This window comes from Streptomyces sp. NPDC059037 (assembly GCF_042740015.1).
Taxonomy (GTDB): Bacteria; Actinomycetota; Actinomycetes; order Streptomycetales; family Streptomycetaceae; genus Streptomyces.
On record NZ_JBHYIG010000404.1, the window covers coordinates 1 to 6,223 of the forward strand.

The 6,223-nt window shown below is 72.5% G+C and carries 4 protein-coding genes; all 4 read left to right on the plus strand.

Going from position 1 to position 6,223, the window contains the following annotated elements; all coding sequences use genetic code 11:
- Positions 1-563 precede the first annotated feature (563 nt).
- On the plus strand, positions 564-3,581 hold the full coding sequence (locus ACFWY6_RS43195) for a BTAD domain-containing putative transcriptional regulator (RefSeq protein WP_384702727.1): 3,018 nt from the start codon (positions 564-566) through the stop codon (positions 3,579-3,581).
- A 133-nt stretch (positions 3,582-3,714) separates the two neighbouring features.
- Complete coding sequence (locus ACFWY6_RS43200) at positions 3,715-4,419, plus strand: prepilin peptidase (RefSeq protein ID WP_384702730.1); 705 nt, start codon at positions 3,715-3,717, stop codon at positions 4,417-4,419.
- A 121-nt stretch (positions 4,420-4,540) separates the two neighbouring features.
- Positions 4,541-5,740 (plus strand): cyclic dehypoxanthinyl futalosine synthase, encoded by a 1,200-nt coding sequence (gene mqnC / locus ACFWY6_RS43205; protein ID WP_384702733.1) that lies wholly within the window; start codon positions 4,541-4,543, stop codon positions 5,738-5,740.
- A 7-nt stretch (positions 5,741-5,747) separates the two neighbouring features.
- A partial coding sequence (locus ACFWY6_RS43210) for a hypothetical protein (RefSeq protein WP_384702736.1) occupies positions 5,748-6,223 on the plus strand: 476 nt, incomplete at its 3' end.

Here is a 6,223-nt window from a genome sequence, read left to right on the forward strand (position 1 = left end):
TGCCCGCCAGCCCCCGCCCCCGCCCCCGCTAGAGCGGCGGCGGTGGGGGCGGCCCCCCCCCCCCCCCGGGCGGGCGGCCGCGGCGCCCGGCGCGCCCCCCCCCCCGCGACGGTGGGCATGGTGCGACGGGCCACGGTTGCAGTCCCCCAGAGGTCGGCATGTGCAGGAGAGAATGAAGCCGGACGAAATTATCAGGAGCGGGTTACCGGAACTGGTGCGCTCTGTGAAGGCTCCCGCGTTCGGCGTGATGACGGAAGCGAACGGTCCTCAAGTGCTACGCGGGCGCAGCGAATCCGTGCCGGAACTGTGACGAGGGGGACGTGTGCGGTCGCCTGCCCGGTCAAACCGGTCGCCTGCCCGGTCAAAGGGGAGGCCCGGCAGTTCATCGGCACGCAGAACGAGTTGGGCCTTCGGCGCAACTCGGGCGTAAACGGGCACCCGTGAGGGCCGCTTCCCCTGTTTGACCTTCCGTCGCTTCCGTACCATCGCCTAAGAAGGTCGAATCGCCGACCTCCAGCCACTCCATCCGCTCCCTCCCAGCAGAGGACACCAGGACTCCCGCCATGGCGCGCACCACTTCAAGCTCTACGGGCCCGTCGGCTCCGCGGAACCGGACGCCGCAGCCGCTGCCCCGGCGTCGTCGTACGTTCGGGGACTTCGTCAAGGCGTTCTTCGCCTTCGTCGCCCTTGTCGCGCTGGTCGTCGGCGTGCCCGGAGCCCTCGCGTACGCCGTGGGGTGGCCGCTGCCGGGCGGCTCGCCCTCGCTGGACTGGCTGCAGCAGGAGATCACGGTCGGGACGTTCATCAACGTACTGACCGTCGTCGTCTGGCTCGCCTGGGCGCAGTTCACCGCCTGCGTGCTCGTGGAGGTCAAGGCCGCGCTGTCCGGCGTAGGCATGCCGAACCGGATTCCCGGCGCCGGCGGCAGCCAGCTCCTCGCCCGGCAGCTCGTCGCCGCGCTGCTGCTCGTGGGTGCCACCGCCGCCAGCTTCGCGCCGGGGCTCTCGCAGTTCGGGCAGTCGCTGGAGGGGAATCAGAAGCCCGCTTCCGCCGCCTCCGCCCAGCAGACGCCCGGTGGGCTCTTCGGGCAGGAGCAGGCCGGGAGCGCCGCGAGTGCCATCGCCGAGCAGGCCGAGCAGGCGGCCGCCCATGCGGAGGGCGGCGGCAGCAACACGAAGGACGGGGACACCAAGTACTACCGGATCCAGCCGCCGGAGGGCCGTCACCACGACTCCATGTGGGAGATCGCCGAGCGGCACCTGGGCGACGGGCGCCGGTACAAGGAGATCTACCAGCTCAACAAGGACCGTGAGCAGCCCGACGGTTCGCGGCTGTCCGAGGCCAGCCTCATCCGGCCCGGCTGGATCATGGAGATGCCCGCGGACGCGCACGGCGGCGAGCTCGTCGAGATGCCCGACGAGGCGCCCAAGATCTCGCAGGACGTGAAGGAGCAGATCTCCGACTACGCCCGGTCCGGGGATCACAAGGAGGGTGGCGGCCAGCAGGGCAGCGGCGGTCAGGAACAGGGCGGCGGTCAGCAGGGCGGCGGCGGGTCCGTCGATCGCGACACCGCGCACATCACGATTCCCGAGCAGCGGCCTTCCGAAGGCGGCGGCAAGGGGCAGCAGGAAGTCCCCGCCGCCGGCAGCGGCAGCGAGTCCGAAGGGTTCTCCTTCGGTCTCCCGGAAGCGCTCCTCGGGGCGCCCCTCCTCGCCGCCGGACTGCTCGGCGCCCTCGGACGCCGCAGGCGCCACGCGCTGTGGCAGTCCGCCATGGGCGCCGTCGGCGGCCGCCGCGGCATGGAGCCGCCGACGCCGACCGGGGGTGCCGCGGCCGCGCAGGACGCGCTGCTCGTGGGCGCCGACCCCGACGGCGTACGCCTGCTCGACCTCTCGCTGCGTGGCCTCGCCGCATCGCTCGCCGAGGAGTCGCGTGCCCTGCCGACCGTGTACGCGGCCTGGCTCAGCAACGGCGATCTGCATCTGCAGCTCGCCCAGCCCGCCGGGCGGCCGCCCGCGCCGTGGCAGCTGGGACAGGACCAGACGTTCTGGATGCTGGCGCGCACCGACGCCGAGCGGTACGAGGATGTGGATACCGCCGCTCCCTATCCGGGGCTCGTCAGCCTCGGCACGCTCGACGACTCGCGGCTGCTCCTCAACCTGGAGGCCGTGCCCGGCGTCGTGTCGCTGAGCGGACGTGAGGCCGACCGCGCCGCCGTGTTCGCGTCCGTCGCCGCCGAGCTGGCCACCAACGGCTGGTCGGACCGCATGACCATCACGCTCGTCGGCTTCGGCCAGGACCTGACGCCGCTCGCGCCCAACCGGCTGCGCCACCTCGACGACATCGAGGCGCTGATCGAGACGATGGAGGCCGAGACACGGCAGCGGCGTGGTGCGCTGGGGGCAGCCGGACACGACTCGGTGCTCACCGGGCGTACCGGCCCCGCCCAGCACACCCGCTGGGCGCCGCACCTCGTGCTGCTCGCCGCAGAGCCGACCGGCGACGACGCCGTGAAGCTCGCCGAACTGGCCGCGGACGCGGGCCGGTTGGGCATCGGCTACCTCGTCGGCACCGAGTCCGGTGACCTGCCGGGCGCCGCCTGGGAGATGGAGATCACCCGCGAGGGCAAGCTGCTCGCCCCGCTGCTCGGGCTCGAACTGGAGGCGCAGACGCTGCCGGAGGCCCTGCAGCGGTCCGTGGTCGAGCTGTTCGTCGAGGCCGACCCGGGGGACGGGGCCACCGGCTCCGGATCCGCCGGTTCCGGCCGTGCGGCGACCGCTCCGCCGTTCCTCGTCGACGTCACCGAGCAGGGCAGGCCCGCGGTGTACGCCCGCCTTGTCGGTACGTACGAGATCATCGGCCTCGACACTCCGGACGGCGAGCGCAGTCCGCTGATGCACGAGGCGCTCGCGCTGCTCCTGCTGCACCGCGAGGGTGTGCACCCCCGGGTGCTCGCCTCCGCGCTGTGGCCGCGCGGTGTCACCGAGGACGTCCGGGACGCGCTCGTCGACCGGCTGCGGGAGTGGCTCGGCGCCGATCCTGACGGCGCGCCGCGGCTGCGGGCGGACCAGAGCGGGCGGCTCACGCTGGCCAAGTCCGTCGTCTCCGACCTGGACGTGCTGCGCTCGCTCTACCACGAGGCCACGCAGGGGCGCGGTGCCAACAGCCGTGCCGTGCGCGGGCGGATGCTCACCGATGCCTTGGTGCTGGTGCGCGGGCCGCTGCTCGCCGACCGGCCGCAGGGGCGCTACGGCTGGCTCACGCACGAGATCATCGACGCGCAGCTGCCGTTGCTCGTCGCCGACATCGGGCTCGCCCTCTCCGAGTTCCACCTGGAGAAGGGGCGCGCGGAGAAGGCCATCGAGGCGCTGAACGCTGCGCTCGGCTCCGCGCCGGGCGATGAGCGGCTCTGGAACGAGCTGCTGCGGGCCACGCATGCCACGGGCGACTCCGCGCGGTTGCAGGCGGTTGCCGCGGATCTCGTCGCCCGTAGTGGGGCGCGGGGCGTGCCGCCCCGGACGGAGGCCTTGCTCGACGAGCTGCTTCCCACCTGGCGCAGTGGCCTGACCGCGGTCAGCTGACGCCTGGCTCAATCGGAACTCGGCAGTGGGGCGTTGTGCCCACCCTTCCCCAAGCTCTCGGCTTCGCTCGAGCAGGGGAGACCCCACTCGCCCTGCGGCACGCCTGCCCACAACGCGAGGGAGACGGAGTCTCTTGGAGCTGGTCCTTGTTCTCGGCGGCGCCCTCTGGGGCGCCTTCGTAGGGCTCTTCGTACCGCGTGCCGCCTACCGTCTGTCCGTGTCGCCCGATGCGGGCTGGCGCGGTGAGACTCCGGACGGGCGGCCGTTGACGTCCTGGGTCGGGACGGCCCGGGGCTACGGACCCCGGACCTCCGGGACCGTCGTCACCACCGCCCTCGTCTGCGCCGCTCTCGCCCTCACCACCGGCGCGCGGCCCGAGCTCGGCGTCTGGATGCTGCTCGCGCCCTTCGGCGTACTGCTGGCCCTGGTCGACTTCACCGTGCACCGGCTGCCGGACGTGCTCACGCTGCCGCTCGCCGGCGCCGCGCTCGCGCTGCTCGGGGGCGCCGCGCTGCTGCCCGAGCACGGCGGTTCCTGGCTGACCGCGCTGTACGGCGCGCTCGCGCTCGCCGGTGCGTACTTCCTGCTCTTCCTCATCAACCCCAACGGCATGGGCTTCGGGGACGTGAAGCTCGCCCTCTGCCTGGGGGCCGTGCTCGGCTGGTACGGCTGGGGCGTGCTGCTGCTCGGCACCTTCGCCGGGTTCCTGCTCGCCTCGCTGTACGGCGTGGGGCTCGTCATCGCCCGCCGCGCCGGGCGCAAGACGGCGATCCCGTTCGGCCCCTTCCTGATCGGCGGCGCGTTCGTGGGCCTCATGATCGGGGCGTACGCCGCCTGACGTCGGGCAGCTCAAACGGCTGGCGTACGCTGGATCAGTCCGCCCGCCCGTCTCCCACCACCACCCTTGTTTCGAAGCGCTGCGCGCCCTTTTTATTTACCCCCATGAAAGGGACCTCCCGGTGACCGAGAAGGCCGACCTCCAGTCCGTCCTCGACCGTGCCGCCGCAGGCGGGCGGATCACCCCGGAAGAGGCTCTCGACCTCTACCGCGACGCCCCGCTGCACGCGCTCGGCGCCGCCGCCGACGCCGTGCGCCGCCGCCGGTACGCCGGGACCGAGCACATCGCGACGTACATCATCGAGCGGAACATCAACTACACGAACGTCTGCGTGACGGCGTGCAAGTTCTGCGCCTTCTACGCCGCCCCGAAGGACACCAAGAAGGGCTGGAGCCGCGACCTCGACGACATCCTGCGCCGCTGCGCGGAGACCGTCGAGCTGGGCGGGACGCAGGTCATGTTCCAGGGCGGACACCACCCGGACTACGGCGTCGAGTACTACGAGAAGCACTTCGCGGCGATCAAGAAGGACTTCCCGCAGCTGGTCATCCACAGCCTGGGGGCGAGCGAGGTCGAGCACATGGCCCGCATCTCCAAGGTCAGCGTCGAGGAGGCGATCCAGCGCATCAACGCCGCAGGCCTCGACTCCTTCGCGGGAGCGGGTGCCGAACTGCTGCCCGCCCGCCCGCGCAAGGCCATCGCCCCCCTCAAGGAGAGCGGCGAGCGCTGGCTGGAGATCATGGAGACCGCCCACAACATGGGCGTCGAATCGACCTCCACCATGCTCATGGGTACGGGCGAGACCAACGCCGAGCGCATCGAGCACCTGCGGATGATCCGCGACGTACAGGACCGGACCGGCGGCTTCCGCGCCTTCATCCCGTACACGTACCAGCCCGAGAACAACCACCTCAAGGGCCGCACCCAGGCGACGATCTTCGAGTACATCCGCATGATCGCGATCGCGCGGATCTTCCTCGACAACGTCGCCCACATCCAGGGCTCCTGGCTGACCACCGGCAAGGAGGCCGGCCAGCTGACCCTGCACTACGGCGCGGACGACCTCGGCTCGGTGATGCTGGAGGAGAACGTGGTCTCCATGGCCGGCGCCAAGCACCGCAACAACTTGCGCGAGATGATCGACATGATCCGCACCGCGGACCGGGTCCCGGCCCAGCGCGCCACGACGTACGAGCACCTCGTCGTGCACGACGACCCGGCGAACGACCCGGTCGACGAACGTGTCGCCTCGCACATCTCCTCCACGGCGATCGAGGGCGGCACGGCCCACCCCGAGCTGAAGCTCCTCGCCTCCAACTGAGGTTCCGTTGCTGACACTTCACGTCGCCGAACGCTCGCCGGAGACGGCGGTCCTTGCCGACGGCGCGAACATCGCCGCCGTCGGCCCGTACGAGGAACTGGCCGCCGCGCACCCTTCGGCCCGCGTCCGGCACTGGCCCGGCATCCTCATGCCGGGCCTGCTCAACCCGTACGGTCCCGAACTCCTCGAAGCCACCTACCACCCCGACCCGCGCGAGGCCGCCGAGCTCGGCACCGAGCCCGTCGGCGGGGAACGGGCGGCGGCCATCTTCCGCGCGGACCCGTCCCGCCTGGGCGCGAGCGCGCGCCGGGGCGTACAGCGCCTCCTGGCACACGGCACGGTGGCCGTCGCGGGCGAACTCCGCGCCCGCCCCGTCCTGGACGCCGTCCGCAGAGCGGGCGTCGGGGGGGGGGGGGGGGGGGCGCCCCCCACGCGCCCCCCCCCGCCGGGGGGCCGCCCCCCGCGGGGCCCCGCCCCCCCCGC

What these genes read in the sequence shown, in the direction of transcription:
- ACFWY6_RS43195 (WP_384702727.1), top strand. Translation starts at nt 564, where the DNA reads ATGGCGCGCACCACTTCAAGCTCTACGGGCCCGTCGGCTCCGCGGAAC.